14 protein-coding genes and 1 pseudogene are annotated in these 15,851 nt (G+C 68.9%); 10 read left to right on the forward strand and 5 right to left on the reverse strand.

Features of this window, described 5'->3' with window-relative positions:
- Positions 1-93 precede the first annotated feature (93 nt).
- Entirely contained in the window at positions 94-1,143 is a 1,050-nt protein-coding gene (locus tag ABZZ74_RS45990; RefSeq protein WP_356950113.1) for an IS110 family transposase, read from the forward strand.
- A gap of 336 nt (positions 1,144-1,479) precedes the next feature.
- On the opposite strand, the gene ABZZ74_RS45995 is transcribed toward ABZZ74_RS45990, so the two are convergent.
- Both ABZZ74_RS45995 and ABZZ74_RS46000 read right to left on the reverse strand, forming a co-directional pair.
- Positions 1,480-1,890 carry a GntR family transcriptional regulator gene (locus tag ABZZ74_RS45995; RefSeq protein WP_356950089.1) on the reverse strand — a complete coding sequence of 137 codons (411 nt, stop codon included), beginning with the start codon at positions 1,888-1,890 and terminating at the stop codon, positions 1,480-1,482.
- Positions 1,887-2,654 carry a hypothetical protein gene (locus ABZZ74_RS46000; protein ID WP_356950090.1) on the reverse strand — a complete coding sequence of 256 codons (768 nt, stop codon included), beginning with the start codon at positions 2,652-2,654 and terminating at the stop codon, positions 1,887-1,889. Before ABZZ74_RS46000 ends, ABZZ74_RS45995 begins: the two co-directional genes overlap by 4 nt.
- Before the next feature lie 106 nt (positions 2,655-2,760).
- Between ABZZ74_RS46000 and ABZZ74_RS46005 the strand changes: the two genes are divergently transcribed.
- From ABZZ74_RS46005 to ABZZ74_RS46025, 5 genes are all read left to right on the forward strand, one after another.
- The gene (locus ABZZ74_RS46005) at positions 2,761-3,351 is read left to right on the forward strand and encodes an integrase core domain-containing protein (protein ID WP_356950091.1); all 591 of its coding nucleotides are present in this window, start codon (positions 2,761-2,763) and stop codon (positions 3,349-3,351) included.
- Between the two features lie 144 nt (positions 3,352-3,495).
- Positions 3,496-4,344, forward strand: a complete 849-nt coding sequence (locus tag ABZZ74_RS46010) for an alpha/beta hydrolase (protein WP_356950092.1) — start codon at positions 3,496-3,498, stop codon at positions 4,342-4,344.
- On the forward strand, positions 4,337-5,194 hold the full coding sequence (locus ABZZ74_RS46015) for an SDR family NAD(P)-dependent oxidoreductase (protein ID WP_356950093.1): 858 nt from the start codon (positions 4,337-4,339) through the stop codon (positions 5,192-5,194). The genes ABZZ74_RS46010 and ABZZ74_RS46015 overlap by 8 nt, the downstream gene beginning before the upstream one ends.
- Positions 5,195-5,243: 49 nt before the next feature.
- Positions 5,244-5,747, forward strand: a complete 504-nt coding sequence (locus ABZZ74_RS46020) for an AMP-binding protein (protein ID WP_356950094.1) — start codon at positions 5,244-5,246, stop codon at positions 5,745-5,747.
- Between the two features lie 193 nt (positions 5,748-5,940).
- Positions 5,941-7,137: an alpha/beta fold hydrolase gene (locus tag ABZZ74_RS46025; RefSeq protein WP_356950095.1), complete on the forward strand. Its 1,197-nt coding sequence runs from the start codon at positions 5,941-5,943 to the stop codon at positions 7,135-7,137.
- Positions 7,138-7,790: 653 nt separating this feature from the next.
- Here the strand turns inward: ABZZ74_RS46025 and ABZZ74_RS46030 are convergent.
- Entirely contained in the window at positions 7,791-8,060 is a 270-nt protein-coding gene (locus ABZZ74_RS46030) for a helix-turn-helix domain-containing protein (protein ID WP_356950096.1), read from the reverse strand.
- A 99-nt stretch (positions 8,061-8,159) separates the two neighbouring features.
- Here ABZZ74_RS46030 and ABZZ74_RS46035 point away from each other — a divergent pair, with 99 nt between their 5' ends.
- Positions 8,160-8,393: a hypothetical protein gene (locus ABZZ74_RS46035; protein ID WP_356950097.1), complete on the forward strand. Its 234-nt coding sequence runs from the start codon at positions 8,160-8,162 to the stop codon at positions 8,391-8,393.
- 956 nt (positions 8,394-9,349) lie between these two features.
- Here ABZZ74_RS46035 and ABZZ74_RS46040 read toward each other — a convergent pair.
- Positions 9,350-10,042 (reverse strand): hypothetical protein, encoded by a 693-nt coding sequence (locus ABZZ74_RS46040; RefSeq protein WP_356950098.1) that lies wholly within the window; start codon positions 10,040-10,042, stop codon positions 9,350-9,352.
- Between the two features lie 204 nt (positions 10,043-10,246).
- Between ABZZ74_RS46040 and ABZZ74_RS46045 the strand changes: the two genes are divergently transcribed.
- From ABZZ74_RS46045 to ABZZ74_RS46055, 3 genes are all read left to right on the forward strand, one after another.
- Positions 10,247-10,690: a hypothetical protein gene (locus tag ABZZ74_RS46045; RefSeq protein WP_356950099.1), complete on the forward strand. Its 444-nt coding sequence runs from the start codon at positions 10,247-10,249 to the stop codon at positions 10,688-10,690.
- An 827-nt stretch (positions 10,691-11,517) separates the two neighbouring features.
- Positions 11,518-13,116 (forward strand): acyl-CoA carboxylase subunit beta, encoded by a 1,599-nt coding sequence (locus ABZZ74_RS46050; RefSeq protein WP_356950100.1) that lies wholly within the window; start codon positions 11,518-11,520, stop codon positions 13,114-13,116.
- 65 nt (positions 13,117-13,181) lie between these two features.
- A complete protein-coding gene (locus tag ABZZ74_RS46055; protein WP_356950101.1) occupies positions 13,182-15,014 on the forward strand; it encodes a fatty acyl-AMP ligase in 1,833 nt (610 codons plus the stop codon).
- A gap of 13 nt (positions 15,015-15,027) precedes the next feature.
- Here ABZZ74_RS46055 and ABZZ74_RS46060 read toward each other — a convergent pair.
- Positions 15,028-15,791, reverse strand: a pseudogene (locus tag ABZZ74_RS46060) (RNA-guided endonuclease TnpB family protein).
- Positions 15,792-15,851: the final 60 nt, after the last annotated feature.

Consider the following 15,851-nt stretch of genomic DNA (forward strand, 5'->3'; position numbering starts at 1 on the left):
GTCGTGGGTTGCCGGCCGGGCGCAGCCTGGCCGGTAGTGCCTACATTTGCGGGAGGCCCGGTGTTTTCTGAGCGTACGAGCGTCGGGTTGGATGTGCATGCCCGCAGCGTGGTGGCGTGCGCGATCGACACGGTGACCGGGGAGTTGATCCGCTGTGGGCTCACGCCGCAGTACGCGGACGTCCTGGGGTGGATCAGTGGCCTGCCCGCTCCGGCCGCGGTGGCCTACGAAGCCGGACCGACCGGTTTCGGCCTGGCCCGGGCGCTTTCGGCAGCGGGGAGACGCTGCGAGGTACTCGCGCCCTCAAGGCTGCAGCGTCCGGCCGGTGAGCGGGTGAAAACCGATGCGCGTGACGCCCTGCACCTGGCGAAGCTGCTGCGCCTGGACGAGTTCACCGCGGTGCGGGTGCCCTCGCCGGCCGAGGAAGCCGCCCGGGATCTGGTGCGGGCCCGCGAGGACGTGCGCGGGGATCTGATGCGGGCGCGCCATCGGGTGAGCAAACTGCTGCTGCGCCACGGGCTCGTGTGGAGCGGCGGGGTGACGTGGAGGCCGGCGCACCATGCGTGGCTGGGCGGGCAGCGCTTCGACGACGTGGCGCTGCAGGCCGCCTACGACAGCGCCTACGAGGCGGTGGTCCTGGCCGAGGCACGCCGGGCCCGACTCGACAAAACGATCGCCGCGATGGCCATCGACTCACCGTGGTCTGCGGTGGTCGCCCGGCTCGGGTGCCTGCGCGGAATCGACACGCTCACCGCCTTCGCCCTGGCCGTGGAAATCGGTGACTGGGAGCGGTTCACCGGAGCGAGCATCGGCGCCTACCTCGGGCTGGTACCGGGTGAGTCCTCCAGCGGCCAGTCCCGTGCGCAAGGGCCGATCACCAAGACGGGCAACTCCCATGCCCGCAGGCTGTTGGTCGAAGCCGCCTGGCACCACCGCAAGCGCTACCGGGCCGGGGCCACGATCCAGGCCCGCTGGCAACGCGCACCGGCCGCAGCGCGCGCCCGCGGACACCTGGGCAATCAGCGGCTCAACCAGCGCTGGAAGACCTTCACCGCCCATCACAAGCGGCCGGTGGTGGCGAACGTGGCCATCGCCCGCGAGCTGGCCGGCTGGTGCTGGTCGCTGGCCACCCTGCCCGACTGAGACAGGCCCACAGACCGGCCGGCCGGTGACCTGGTGGCGGCAGCGTGAGGAGCGACCCGCGGCAGCACTATGAGCAGCGGCCACAGCCCGCCACGCTCGATCTCTAGACCCGCGGAAACGCTCCCGCCGAACAGCCCGTCCTGCGGTACCCAACCCGCGCATATCAGCATGGACCACGCGTCGAGACCGACACGCGCGCCACCAGGCACCGACCGGCCCCAGACACACCAACAGCGCCCGCGACCCCTGTCCCGGACGCCGCTGAACACTGCCCCTTGACAGACCGCCCCTACATATCAGTGCTGTGACCGCATTGGTTCGCCGGGTTGGATGCCTTCAGCCGTGGGTCATGTTGCTGGTCCGCGGCTGGTCCTGGCCCAGGGCATCATGGACAGCGGCCAGGATGGCTTCGGTGTCGGCGCCCAGAGCGCGGGCGGCTGAGGTGAAGTCCCTCGCCAGCGTGGCGAGTTGGTGAGGATTCGGGTGGTTCGGCTCGGATGGCGGTGGCGCGACCCGGGTGCCTGCGCCGCGGCGGGTGCGGATCAGCTCCGCTGCCTCCAGCTCGCGGTAGGCGCGGGCCACGGTGCCCGGGGCCAGGCCCAGGTCGGCGGCGAGCTGACGCACGGTCGGGAGGCGTTCGCCCTCGGTCAGTTGGCCGGTGAGGATCATGGCGGCCAGTTGGGCGCGGATCTGCTCGTATGGCGGGATGGCGCTGCTGGTGTCGACGCGGACGACGGGGCCGGTCATCGCCGGGCCGCCCGGGGTGCCACAACGGTGAACAGGGACCAGACCAGGGTGGTCAGGGCGAGCAGGCCCAGGGGGTATATGACCACCGCGGTGACGGTGCCGAACGTGGCGGCGCAGGTCACGTGCGTCAGCGTGATGGCCATCATCAAAACGACGAGGAGCAGCTGCGGCGAGACCAGCAGGCCCCAGGCGGCGGTGATCGCCAGCGAGCGGTCGCGGCGTTGCCGGTCGCTGCCGGGGCGGTGGGCGATGCGGCGCAGGGCCCAGACGCAGGCGGCTGTGCCGGCGCTGAGTGAGGCGAGGATTGGGGGGCCGTAGTACAAGCCCGGCCAGGAGCTGACGGGTTCGCTCACGCCGCCGCACGAGAGGGTGAGGGCCCTGTCCGGTCGGCCTATGAGGTCGGGGGAGGCGGTGGCAGCGCCGGCTGCCAGCAGTACGACGAGGGCGACCGCCTGCAGGAGAAGTAAGGGCGTCATGCGAGGCGGCACGTGGTCTCGGACCCGGCGGGGGGTGAGTTCGGCAGTGCGGATCGCTTCCTGAGGACGGGGGGTGAGGGCGTCGCCGAGCAGGACGCCGCCCGCCACGCACAGACCGAAGCCGGTGATGGCCATGACGATCGGCCTGCTGAAATCGTCGCCGAACTCGGCGGTGGGAAGGGTGGCCAGTCGCAGCGCGGCCACGGTGCCCGCGACCAGACCGGCCCAGCGGGCGTAGTGATCGGCGCGGGCGCGGCGGGGGGATGCGGGTGGAGCGGTGTCGAGCATGTGGGGACCTCGGTGGAGTGGGGGCGGTTGCGGTGGTCGGTGCCCAGCGGTACAGGGGGCTGCCTGCCGCGAGCACGGTTGTATCGAGCAGCTAGTACAAGATGCCGTGCGCAAGATCTTGTGTCAAATGCTCGATACAAGTCGGATGGGGTTGCATCCATTGGTCGAACCTGGTCAATACCTGTCCATTCGGTACACCGAGCGGCTCGCAGACATCGGTGCCGCCGCCTCGGTCGGATCTGTCGCGGACTCGTACGCCGCGATGGCCGATGCGCTCAACGGCACCTTCAAGGCCGAGCTGATCGAGATGCAAGGGCCGTGGCGGGACTTCGACCAGGTCGAGCGGGCGATCTTCCAGTGGGTCACGTGGTACAACGAAGAACGCCTGCACTCCGCACTCGACTACGTACCGCCCGCCGAGTACGACGCAGCGCGCGATCCCGAACGGGCGCCTCAGCGCGTTCGCACACGCGCCGTCCGGGCACTTCCAGGCGAATGCCGTCTGGCTCACCTCGCCGCCCTGGCCCACAACCTCACCCGCGCCACCGACCGCCTGACGCGCTTCTGCCCAACCCGCCTGAAGGGGCCCGAGGCGTGTGGACATGTGGGAGAGCTGGGCAGACCAGCGGACACTGCCTGCCCAAACCGCAGATCAACCGCCAGACCACCCGAACGACCCCGGAACGATCGCTCCTGAATCAAGCCGGTGGATCCGGGCTCAGTGGGTGCAGGGCCCTTGCCGTCGCCCCATTCCGGCGTGTATCTATTACGACCGTAAGAAGAACGATCGTAATGTAACTGCACGGAGCTGCGGTCCTCGCGCCGTATCCGGGGAGGCCAGATGAAGACGACAAAGAGCATGAAGTGGATCGACGTGCCCACGCGCACAATCGATGTCGGCGGGGTGCCGTTCGCCTACCGCGAGCTCGGTCCGACCGGTGGTGTTCCGGTGGTGTTCCTGCACCATCTGATGGCTGTCCTTGATGACTGGGACCCGAGGATCATCGACGGCATCGCTGCCCGCCACCGGGTGATCACGTTCGACAACCGCGGGGTCGGTGGGTCCGGAGGATCCGTGCCGCCCGACGTCGAGGAGATGGGCCGCGACGCCGTCGCCTTCATCCGTGCGATGGGACTCGAGAAGGTCGACCTCTTCGGGTTCTCGCTCGGCGGCGGAGTCGCACAGATGGTGGCCCTGCAGGCACCCGAGCTCGTGCGCCGGATCATCCTGGCCGGGACCGGTCCCCGTGGAGGCGGCGGCATCAAGGAGATCAACAAGGTCGCGGTCAAGGCGTACGTCAAGTCCGCGCTCACCCTGAAAGACGCCAGGACATTCCTGTTCTTCCCGCGCGACGCAGAGGGCAAGCGGGCCGCGAAGGACTACCTCGCCCGGCTCAAGGAACGCACCCAGAATCGCGACGAGAAAATCTCCCTGCAGGCTCGACGCGCGCAGCTGAAGGCCATCCGCGCGGCCGGACTGCACGCACCCGACGACCTCTCGGTGATCATCCAGCCGGTCTTCGTCGCCAACGGTGATCACGACCTCATGGTGGCCAGCAGCAACTCGGCCGACATGGCCCGCCGGATCCCGAACGCTCGGCTGAAGATCTATCCGAACTCCGGGCACGGCGGCGTCTTCCAGTACCACCGGGAGTTCGTCCCCGAGGTTCTGGAGTTCCTCAATGGCTGAGAGATCCGACCGGTCGATCGCCGGAAAGGTCGCCCTCGTCACTGGCGGCGGCCGGGGCCTGGGCGCGGCGACCGCGCGGTCCCTGACCGCCGCCGGTGCCCGGGTCTTCGTCGTCGATCTGCACCGTCCGGCCGCGGGTGAGGCGATCGACGAGCGGGTCACCTACCTGGTCGGTGATGTGACCGACTTCGGCGACCTGACCCGAGCGGTCGAGACCGTCGTCGGGGACGCCGGCCGCCTGGACATCGTGATCGCGAACGCAGGTGTGGTCGCGCGGGGCGTGACCCTCCGGGCGTCATCGCCTCCGGTGGCCGACCGACTCTTCGACGTGAACGTCGGGGGTGTGCTCAACACGGTCCGTGCTGCCCTTCCGGGCCTCATAGAGAACCGTGGCCGGCTCGTCCTGATCTCGTCGGTGTTCGCCTTCGTCAACGGGGCCGGCACGATCCCGTACGCGATGAGCAAGGCAGCGGTCGAGCAGCTTGGCCGTGGACTGAGGGTCGAGCTCGCCGCCCATGGCGTCAGCGTCACGACCGCGTACTTCGCGATGATCAACACGGACATGATCCGGCAGAGCGTCGACGAGGATCCGGCAGCCCAGGCGCTGCTCGACACCCAACCGAGGTTCCTGCGCAAGCGCATCAGCCCCGAGCAAGCGGCGCAAGCCATACTCGAGGGCCTGTGCCGCCGCGATGTGCGGGTCTTCCGTCCGCGCAGATGGACAGTGGTATCGAGGGTCCGCGGCATCATCGCACCCGCCCTGGACTCCGGCCTGGCGCGGGATCGTACCGTCCAGAGCATCCTCGGACGCCTCGACGTGCGTGAGGGCGAGGACTTTCTCACCACCTGATGTCAGCAACAACGCGGTGCGCCGACTACGCACAGACCAGGAGCCGTTGATGACGAGTTCGACCCGGAACGTGTCCGGTCTACTGACCCGCACCGCGTCGGAATACCCGGCGCGCACGGCGATCGTCTTCGGTGGTGATCGGATCTCCTACGCGGAACTCGACGCGGCGTCGAACCGGGTGGCGAACCTGCTGACCGAGCGCGGCATCCGCCCTGGCGAGAAGGTTGCCCTGTCCTGCGCGAACATCCCGCAGTTCACGACGATCTACTTCGGGATCCTCAAAGCCGGCGCGGTCGTGGTGCCGTTGAACGTACTCCTCAAGGCGCGGGAGATCGCCTACCACCTCAACGACTCGGACGCGACGGCGTACTTCGCCTTCGAAGGCAGTCCAGAACTCCCGATCGGGCGCGAGGCATGGTCGGCCTTTCAGGCCGCCGACCCGGCCGCGCACTTCTTCCTCATCGGCAGCGGCGCGTCTATGGACGGCGTCACCACGGACCAGATCGCTGTCGCTATCCCATCTCGTTCCGCTTCCCCTCTTGCCCCCTCATAAAATTACGGTCATGCTTTAAAGGTCGCTGGGACCTCAGGGATCTGACCCGGAGCGGCCCCGCGCCCGCGCCCGAGGCCTCTGGCCGCCGAGTGCCGCCGCAGTCGGGAGACCGGGTTACCGCCCTGCACCCACCCTGCAAGGAAGAAGGGGGCGGCGCACACTGGCGCCAACCCTCACATCGAAGGACACGACCGTGAACGACGCGCATGAAGCACATGAAGTACGAGGCGACGTGGTGACGTCGTACAAGAACGCGCAGACCCGCACCGTCACCGCCGACGGAGTGACCTTCGCCTACCGCGACCTCGGCCCCCGGACCGGCATGCCGGTCATCTTCATCACCCACCTCGCCGCGGTCCTGGACAACTGGGATCCCCGGGTCGTCGACGGCATCGCCGCCAAGCACCGGGTGATCACGTTCGACAACAGGGGCGTGGGCGCCTCCACCGGCGTGACGCCGAAGACCATCGAGGAGATGGCCAAGGACGCCGTCACTTTCATCCGGGCGCTGGGGTTCGAGCAGGTTGACGTCCTCAGCTTCGCGTTCGGCGGCACGATCGTGATGCAGCCGAGGTTCGAGGCGCAGGCGGCCCTGCGCCTCATGCTCGCCCACGACGTGTCGTTCTTCGCCGGGGTCCCGACGATGTACTGGGGTCTGCTCGCGGCACTCGATGAGACGGTCGACGTCGCCCGCCTGGCAGCGAACCTTCGTGTGGCCGCGGCCGGCGGCGCGGCGCTGCCCGCCGAGATCCACAAGCAGTTCAAGGACCGCTTCGGCGTCACGATCCTCGAAGGCTACGGACTGTCCGAGACCTCGCCGATCGCGTCCTTCTCCCGTTTCGGTGAGGAGCCCCGCGTCGGTTCGATCGGTGTGCCCATTCCGGGCGTGGAGATGAAACTCATCCGCGACGACTGGTCGGAGGTCAAGGGTGGCGCCGACGAGATCGGGGAGATCGCGATCAAGGGGCACAACGTCATGAAGGGCTACTACAAGCGGCCCGAAGCGACGGCCGAGGCGATCAGGGAGGGCTGGTTCCGCTCCGGCGACCTCGCCCGCAAGGACGAGGACGGCTTCTACTACATCGTCGACCGGTCCAAGGACATGATCATCCGGGGTGGCTTCAACGTCTATCCGCGTGAGATCGAGGACGTGCTCATGGAACACCCCGCGGTCTCGCTGGCCGCCGTGATCGGCGTACCGCACGAGTCCCACGGCGAGGAGATCAAGGCCGTCGTGGTGAAGGAGGCAGGCAGCGGCACGACCGAGGACGAGCTCGTGGCCTGGGCGAAGGAGCGGCTCGCCGCGTACAAGTACCCGCGCGTCGTCCAGTTCGTCGACGAACTGCCCCTGACCTCCACCGGCAAGATCCTCAAGCGTCGACTCTCCTGAGTGGCCGGCACGTTGTCGCGGCTGGGGTGGCCGATCCCTTCGGTGCGGTCGGAGTGCGCCCACGCACCCGGCCACACCGAAGGGGAACCGCCCGTTGCCTCTCCTGCCCGGCCACTCGCCCCTGTCCGGCGGTCAAGTGCCGAGGGACCCAGGTACAGATGGCGGGCGGTCACGTTCTTCCGGACCAGCAGCTGGTCGACGTAAGCGGTGACCAAAGACGGCTTCGACGAGGTCGGCGATGACTCGCATGCCGGCCGTGGTCGGCCTCGACGAGAGGCCCTCGAAGCGGATGCCCTGCTCGGCACCATTCGCCACCACGTGGGGATCGCCGCCCGGCAGCGAGACGAGGGTGCCGCCCGGGCGCAGGACGTCGAGGGAGCGGGCCAGGGTGTCCCCGGCGATCGCGTCCGCTCCGAGGGAGCGCAGGAAGTCATTCCCGGCCCCGGTTGTGCGTCGCCAAGGGCCCCTGACTGCCGCCACCCACGGCCCACTCCTCCCCGTGCCTGGCCTCAAGGGTGACCCCGGCTGCACGGCCCTCCCTCCGCCTTGCCGCGCCGTACGTACGCCGGAGCGCCCGAGGAAGGCGATCCTCGGGCGCCGGGCGCTCGGGTCAGGCGGAGAGGGTGGGGGTTCGCACCGCTGCGCAGAGCTGTTCATGTGCCGTTGACGCGGTCACGGCGCTGGACGTGAGAACGCCACGCAGCGCGTCTGTGCTCTCTCGCCGCGTCATCGCGTAGTCGGCGAAGTGGTCCATTCAGCTGGGCAGTGCGTGGGCCGATCCCTCGTCCGGAGAAGCGCCTCGGCGTCGGCGCACAGTTGGGCGAGCTCGTGCCTGGGATCGCTTCGACGAGTGCTTCCCGTGTGGGGAAGTGCCGGTAGAGCGTGCCGATGCCTACCCCCGTGTCCCGCGCGATCTGCTTCATGGACACCGGCGCTGGCCCGGACGAGAAGGCATGGCGTGCGGTGTCGAGCAGGCGTGTGCGGTTACGTGCCGCAGCGGGGAGAGAGCCAAGCTCACGGCCGTGAAAGCCCTGATCCCGCTGGCTATCCTTGTCGCCTCACCAGTACTGCTGATAGCAGGAGCACCGATCCGCCGCCGCTATCTCCGCTACGTCTACCGCGATGAGGCCCCGCAGACCCTGGACAAGAAGCGAGGTTGGGTCAGCGCCCACTACTTCGTGGTCGCCGACCCACTCCTGCAGTGGCTCTGCTGGCCCACAGAATCACTCGCCCGTCTCATCGAGCGCCGAGGTTAAACGGCAAGCGTACGTCCAGCAGTCCGGGCGTCACCGCAGCTCAGAAGGGAGGTGAACTGATGTAACCGGACGTCAAGCTCAGGGTAGCCAGCCGGTGGAAGTCCGGTCCGGGGAGACGCCAGGGTCCCTGGTAGCTGACTCCCGGCGTCACTCGAAATGGTGGCGTCGAAGTGGAGTGACAAGCGCCCTTCGGGGGTGTGCAACCGGCCAGTCCGCAACATGAAGTGAAGCCTGCAGCGTCGTCATTTAACCCCCGCCCGTGGGCGGGCCAAGGAGGAGCTGAGCCTGTGCTTGATTGGCGAAGGCCATGGAAGGCGATCTTGGACCTGGAGCGGTCGCCGAAGAACCTCCCGGCGTAAGGGGCGTGGAATGGTCGGAAGGTTGTCCTGGGAACTGGAGAGAGCCTCCTCGGCTCCGGGTTTGCGGCCCGCTGCCAGCGCCGCCGTCTGCCGGCCGGTGCGCCGGCCGAAGGCGGGGGCGCCCTGCTCGGGGCGCCTCGGTCCCCGCCCGCACGACGGGCGGCTGTGCCTTCGTCCGGCTGCTGCCGGGGCGGCAGCCCGACGAAGCCAGTCGGCGGTACGGCGATGTCAAGGGCGGCCATCGTGTCTGCGTCGAGGCCGTAGTGCCCGGGCTCGACAATCAATGGTGATGCTGTCGGTGCCGATGAGCCGGCGGCCACCGTCGGGCCAGTTCAGTACGGCGGCGCAGGCGCGGTAGAGCACGGTCGCCGCCTCCTGCGTGCCGCCCTGCCTCGCCGTTATCAGGCTGACGCCCTCGTCTCCGACCACCAGTGCCGACGCGTCACCGCGCACCGACGCGAACCGCCTCCCAGTGCGCGTACGGCGAACTGGTCGGGGCGGCCGGGTACCCGGCCCACCCCGCGGCGTGTCCCGCAGGTACCTGCATCAAGGCGGTCCGCGCCGCCTCCCCTGCCACCGCGCGCAGATGAGCTGTCGTCACCGCCCACAGCTCGGAGCCCAGTTGGGCGAAGTGGTCCTGGGCGGTGATCCAGCCGTAACTGCGGTGGAAGTGCGGGTGCAGGGCGGAGCGTTCGGCGACTTCGACGAGTTCGGTGCGCACGTGGTCCTGCCGCAGGTACTGCTCGCGCTCCTTCCGGCGCAGGCCATTGCTCCATGTGCACTTCGGCCACCAGCCCGCCGTTCATGGCCCCCTCTGGTGCGCTCAGCATGCATTCCCGGGCGAAATCGTGAGTTGCTTCCCAGCTGCCGCCCCGCTTCGGGCGCTTCGTTCTGCCCGAGCTGCAGCCCAATGGCGGTGGTGGGCGCGTCGTGCGACGGGTCGAGGGCGGTGGCCCGGATCAGCAGCTGCTCGGCCTGGCGCAGGTGAGCGTGCAGCCCGGCGAACTGCTCCCGGCTGACGTGCTCGGCACGGGCCGTGGTCCGGATCGTCCAGCCGATGCGCACCACGCGGGCGCCGAGGACGGTGAGGGCGAGCACGTCGTCGGGGGCGGCGACGAGGGAGCGCAGCCACTGTTCGAGCCCGTCCACCTCGGAGAGCACATGGACGGCGAAGCTGCGGTCGGTGCAGTAGGGCAGCCCGTCGACGTACTGCAGGACCGCCGCCCAGTCCGACACGGAGCGGCCTGCGAGCTCGAAGTCGGGATGCGGCAGGGACGAAGGGTGCGACATGCGGCGGATCGCAAGCGAGGCCGGTGAACACGGGTCCACCGGGCAATACTCGGTTCCGGCCCGGTCAGAACAGGGGCACGGCTTGACCGGTACCCACCCCCGGACACCTGTCGGACGTGTGATATCCGTAGCTTGCACACCTTCTGCCGGCCTGTGCCCGCGGGCCTCCACGTCCCACCTGCCCCCAATGCACCTGGAGCCCTCATGGCCCTCAACGCCCGCCGCACCCGCCAACTCATGGAAACGGCGGCCCCCTTGATGCTCCAGGGCGAACAGGTCGAGTTCACCTCACTCGCGGGCGTCGGATCGGTCTCCGTACGCAAACAAGCCCTCACCGCGGCAGTGGTCGGTGTCCTCAGCGCCGGCACGGTCATGGCCACGGTCACACCCCGCCCCCTGTACATAGTGATGACCGACCAGCGTCTGCTTTTCTTCGACGGCAACCGGGGCGGCAGACCCGGCAAGCTGACGCTCCACCTGCCCCGACCGTACGTCTCGGCAGGCGGCTCGAAGAAAGCCTTCCTGGGGCTGCAGTTCGTCACGTGGTTGTCGGTGGCAGGTCAGGAGACCGGTCTCAAGGTGACGTTCCCGGTGCAGCACCGAGGGGACGGACCGCGGTTCGTGGCGGGGCTGCCGGGGACTCGCTGACGTCAAGCTGGGGACCGTTCGCTGCTTGGTGAACCGTTGAGCCCTACGTCAGCGCCGTATTGCCCCCGGGGGTGAGCTCGCGGTTCCAACTCAACTTCACTCCCGGGGAGAACTTCCCCAACCTAGTCATCGTGCCCGTGACCCACGGCACGGGGGACTTCCACAACGCCTCTCAGAACGTCGATCTCATCGCCGACCTGGACGGCTACTTCACCGGATGAGGCCGGCGGGGATGCCGCCGCCTCGGGCGCGGCGGTATCCCCGCCATACCGCCACCAGCGACTCGCAACGGCCGGGCCCAGGTCAGGGATCTCTCCCCCGTTATCTTCTTCGCGGTCCTGCAAGGGGACCGCTGGCCTCCGGGCCCGGCATGACTGTTTCCCCTTGTCGAACCGATGACAATGCCGTTGCTTTTGTGGCTGTCGGCCGGTTGGGCCGGTGTGCTGATATCCCGTCTGGAGTGGCTGGGCCTGGGAGCTTGACCCGGTCGTGCCCGCCAGAGCTGGTGGACCGGGTGGTCAATGAGGCTGGCCGCTCGGAGAAGCGTCGGCGTCTGCTGTCCGCTCGGTTCACGGACGGCCGGGTGTGATGCCCTGTGGTCAAAGGGGACCGATCCGGTCCACGTCCGGCAACCTCCAGTCCGCCCCCTCCCCGAATGCCCGGCTGGGTGTCGGCACAGCGGTGAGTCAGCCGACGTTCGGTCGTCTCCGCTTGTAGTCCGTCTACGAACGCGCGCCGCAGATCGCTCAATAACTTCACATCGGGCGCGAAAAAGAGGACTGCCGCTTGCGCAACTGCCATGCTCACAGCTGCCGAAGGAGGTGGCTGTGACCTCGACCGCAAAGACCCGGGAATCGCCCGCTCTTGCCGTGGGTGCGACGGCGCAACGGCTCGCGGACCTCGCTGCTCGACAGCGACGGGCCCTGGCCGGCGGATCCGCGCAGGCCGTGGCCCGACAGGCCGCGCGCGGCCGCCTGACCGCTCGCGAGCGCCTGGCTCGGTTGCTGGATCCGGATTCCTTCGTCGAGACCGGTGCACTGGTGTGCGGCCGCAACGGCAGTGGGGACACGGCGTACGGCGACGGGGTGATCACCGGCTTCGGCACTGTCGACGCACGCCAGGTGTGCGTCTTCGCACAGGATGCCACCGTCCACGGTGGCAGTATGGGGGAGGCGTTCGGGGAGAAGGTCGTCAGGACGATGGATCTGGCGATGGAGACCGGGTGCCCGGTCATCGGTCTCAACGACTCCGGCGGTGCACGCATCCAGGAAGGCGTGGCCGCTCTGGCCCTCTACGCGGAACTGGCCTATCGCAACGTCCATGCCTCCGGCGTCATCCCGCAGATCTCCGTGATCATGGGCCCGTGCGCGGGCGGCGCCGCCTACTCGCCCGCCCTCACCGACTTCACTGTCATGGTCGACGGCACCTCGCACATGTTCGTCACCGGCCCGGATGTCATCGCGTCGGTCACCGGGGAACGGACGACGGCCGAGGAACTCGGCGGAGCCCGCGCCAGCAACTCCGTCAACGGAAACGCCCATTTCCTCGCCGAGGACGAGGACGACGCCCTCGACCTGGTCCGGGTCCTGCTCTCCTACCTTCCGGCGAACAACCGTTCCGGCTGCCCCGAGTACGCTTTTGCGCCGGGCGCCTCCTTCGACGATCCGCGCCTGGACGCCATCGTCCCCGATCGGCCCGAGGCGGCGTACGACATGCGGGAGATCCTCGTCTCGGTCGTCGACGACGGTGAACTGCTCGAAGTGCACGAGCTGTTCGCACCCAACATCCTCTGCGCCCTGGCCCGGGTCGAGGGCCGCTCCGTGGGCGTCGTGGCGAACCAGCCGTTGCACAGCGCCGGTGTGCTCGACATCGACGCCTCCGAGAAGGCTGCCCGGTTCGTCCGCTTCTGTGATGCGTTTGGTGTACCGCTGCTGACCTTCGCCGATGTCCCCGGCTACCTTTCGGGCACCCACCAGGAACAGGCCGGGATCATTCGGCGCGGAGCAAAGCTGCTGTATGCCTACGCCGAGGCCACCGTGCCGAAGATCACCGTGGTGGTCCGCAAGGCCTACGGCGGCGGATACGCTGTCATGGGCTCCAAGCATCTGGGCGCCGACGTCAACTTCGCCTGGCCCACCGCCAGCATCGCCGTGATGGGCGCTCAGGGGGCGGTCGGCGTGCTGCATCGCCGTGAGCTCGCCGCGGCCGCGGCAGTCGGCGAGCGGTCGGCGGCGGATCTGAGGGCGAAGTTGGTGGAGCAGTACGAAACCGTCTGCGGCACCCCCTATGCGGCTGCCGCCCGCGGCTACATCGACGCGGTCATCGAGCCGCGCAGCACCCGCTCGCACATCGTTCGCGCCCTGCGTGCGCTACGCACCAAACGTGCCACCGTCCCCGACCGGCGGCACGGCAACATTCCGCTGTGAGTACAGCGCAGCCGTGATCGCAGTCCCCGGTCCGCGAGACGACCAGTGACGTGAGGAGTACTCCCATGCCCGCGCACGCCTTGCCGCACATCTCCGACACATCGAGCACAGCGCCGGACGACTCGAGCAGTCTCTCCGCTCACCTTTCACACTGGGCCCATCACACCCCTGGCCGTCCCGCGTTCACCTTCGCCGAGTACCCGGCGCCGGGCCTCCGGGCCAAGCAGCGCACGCTCACCTGGCACCGTGCCGACGTACGCACACGCGCGGTCGCCTCCCGCCTGATGGAGACCGTGGCTCCCGGCGAACGCGTCGCCCTGCTCTGCGGCCAAGGCCTCGAATACGTCGTCGGTTTCCTCTCCGCGCTCACCTCCGGCACCGTCGCCGTCCCGCTGTTCACCCCCGACCTACCGGGCCACGCCGACCGCCTGGCCGGGATCCTCGCCGACTCCCGGCCCACCGCCGTGCTCACCACCAGCGCCGATGCCGACACCGTGAGCGCCTTCCTTGCCGCACATGGTCTGCGGCCCGAGCTGATCGTCACCGACCTCGTCCCCGACGACCGGGCAGACCGCCCGTGTGCCCCCGCTCCGGACGGGCAGGCGACCGCCTACCTGCAGTACAGCTCCGGCTCCACCCGAACCCCGACCGCCGTCGAGATCTCGCACGCGAACGTCGTCGCCAACGCCCGCCAGGCGCTCACCGCGTACGGCGCCGACGAGCGGCCACCCACCATGGTCGGCTGGTTGCCCCTCTACCACGACATGGGGCTGGTGCTCAGTGTCGCCGCCCCCGTCGTACGCGGACTGCGGTCCGTCGTCATGGACCCGCTGGCCTTCCTGCGGCGGCCCGCACGCTGGCTGCGCCTGCTGTCCGACTTCCCGAACGCTCTCAGCGCCGCGCCGAACTTCGCGTACGACTACTGCGCGACCGTCATCTCCGACGAGGACAAGGCCGGCCTCCGGCTGGACCGGGTCGCCGTGCTCGTCAACGGCAGCGAACCCGTGCGGCCCGAAACCGCCGACCGCTTCCACGCGGCCTTCGCCAACCAAGGACTGCATGCAGAGGTGCACTGCCCGTCCTACGGGCTGGCCGAGGCCACCGTCTTCGTCAGTGCCCACCGGCCCGGACAGCCGTTGCGCCGATACTCCCTGGACCGCGAGACCCTGGCGGCCGGCAGAGCCGTACCCGTCTCCCCGAATGATCCGTCCGCCGTCCTGCTCGTCGCCTGCGGCGAACCCGTCGGGCAGACGATTCGTGTCGTCGACCCCGTCACCACCGACGTCCTGCCGCAAGGGGAGGTGGGCGAGATCTGGGTCCAGGGACCCAACATCGGGCGCGGCTACCAGGATCGCGGCCCGCAAACCCGTGAGACCTTCCGGGCCCGATTGACACACGAACCCGGCCACTGGCTGCGGACAGGTGATCTCGGCACGGTACTCGACGGGCAGCTCCTGGTCACCGGCCGCCTCAAGGACCTGATCATCGTGGACGGGCGCAACCACTATCCGCAGGACGTCGAAGGCACCGCGCAAGCGGCCCACCGGGCAATACGCCCCGACCGTCTCGCGGCCTTCGCCGTCCCGGCCGGACAACTCCCCGCCGGCCGGGACCTCGACGGCGGCACCGAGACCCGTGCCGCGATCGCCACGGAGTCCGCGGTGATCGTCGCCGAACACGTCCGTGGCCTGCCCGCCCCGGCCCGCAATCCCCAGGAGGTCGCTGCCGCCGTGCGCGCGGCCGTCTCCGCCCGGCACGGCCTGCGGCTGGCCGAGGTGCTCCTCGTCCCGCCCGGCAGCGTGCCGCGCACCTCCAGCGGCAAGATCTCCCGCACGCTGACCCGCGCCCGCTATCTCGACGGCTCCTACGACCAGCCCGTGGAACGGGGCATGTCTTGACTTCCTTTCCCGCCTAATGGCGGGGGATTCCAGCGGTCGCACGCTGGGGTTCCTGCTTCACCGACGACCGCCCCGTCCGGGAGGACTCCCGTTGAGGTCTTACACCGTCTCCACAGGCAGCAGCCGCCAGCCCGACGGCCAGAATGGTGCGGGCCGCGTTCACGTCAGGGTCATACACCGCGCCGCACACGCACGTCCACTCCCTCACATGCAGTGGCATCTGCTCGCAGATCGTCCCGCAGGTTCCGCACAGCTTGCTGGAGGGGAAGAAGTGGTCGATCACGACGAGTTCGCGTCCGTACCAGGCGCACTTGTACTCGAGCATCGACCGGAGTTGCGTCCAGGCCGCGTCCGAGATGGCTCGCGCGAGCGTGCCGTTCTTCAGCAGGTTGCGGACGGTGAGGTCCTCGATCACGACCGGCTTCGTCATCTTCGCCAGCGTCAGCTGCCCCTCGCGCCACGTGAAGGCGCTGCGGGTGTACTCGGCCGACGACCGGAACTTCTTCCGGCTCTTGTAGCGGGGGTACTGGGCGCGCTCGGCGAAGAAGCTGACGAACGCCGTCTGCAAACGCCGCAGCGCCTGCTGCAGCGGCACGGAAGACACCTCCGCCACGAATGCCAGTTCCTCGCTCTTCTTCCACTCCGTCAGCGCGGCGGACGAGTGCACGTAGCAGATCCGGCGCTGCTCGCCGTACCGAACGTGCGCGACAGCTCAGCCGCCTTCTCGTTCGTGGGATCGAAGCGGTACTTGAACGCCCGCTTGACCTGCCGCGCCATACCTCACGCCGTATCACATTCCGTGTGAGCACCGGGTGTCGGCCCATGAACGGTGGACGC

The organism is Streptomyces sp. NPDC006476, from assembly GCF_040612015.1.
GTDB lineage: Bacteria > Actinomycetota > Actinomycetes > Streptomycetales > Streptomycetaceae > Streptomyces > Streptomyces griseorubiginosus_B.

Excerpts from the sequence above, each read along its gene's own strand:
- ABZZ74_RS45995 (WP_356950089.1), bottom strand. The coding sequence starts at position 1,890 with ATGACCGGCCCCGTCGTCCGCGTCGACACCAGCAGCGCCATCCCGCCA.
- ABZZ74_RS46000 (WP_356950090.1), bottom strand. The coding sequence starts at position 2,654 with ATGCTCGACACCGCTCCACCCGCATCCCCCCGCCGCGCCCGCGCCGAT.
- ABZZ74_RS46010 (WP_356950092.1), top strand. The coding sequence starts at position 3,496 with ATGAAGACGACAAAGAGCATGAAGTGGATCGACGTGCCCACGCGCACA.
- ABZZ74_RS46015 (WP_356950093.1), top strand. The coding sequence starts at position 4,337 with ATGGCTGAGAGATCCGACCGGTCGATCGCCGGAAAGGTCGCCCTCGTC.
- ABZZ74_RS46020 (WP_356950094.1), top strand. The coding sequence starts at position 5,244 with ATGACGAGTTCGACCCGGAACGTGTCCGGTCTACTGACCCGCACCGCG.
- ABZZ74_RS46030 (WP_356950096.1), bottom strand. The coding sequence starts at position 8,060 with ATGAAGCAGATCGCGCGGGACACGGGGGTAGGCATCGGCACGCTCTAC.
- ABZZ74_RS46040 (WP_356950098.1), bottom strand. The coding sequence starts at position 10,042 with ATGTCGCACCCTTCGTCCCTGCCGCATCCCGACTTCGAGCTCGCAGGC.
- ABZZ74_RS46045 (WP_356950099.1), top strand. The coding sequence starts at position 10,247 with ATGGCCCTCAACGCCCGCCGCACCCGCCAACTCATGGAAACGGCGGCC.
- ABZZ74_RS46055 (WP_356950101.1), top strand. The coding sequence starts at position 13,182 with ATGCCCGCGCACGCCTTGCCGCACATCTCCGACACATCGAGCACAGCG.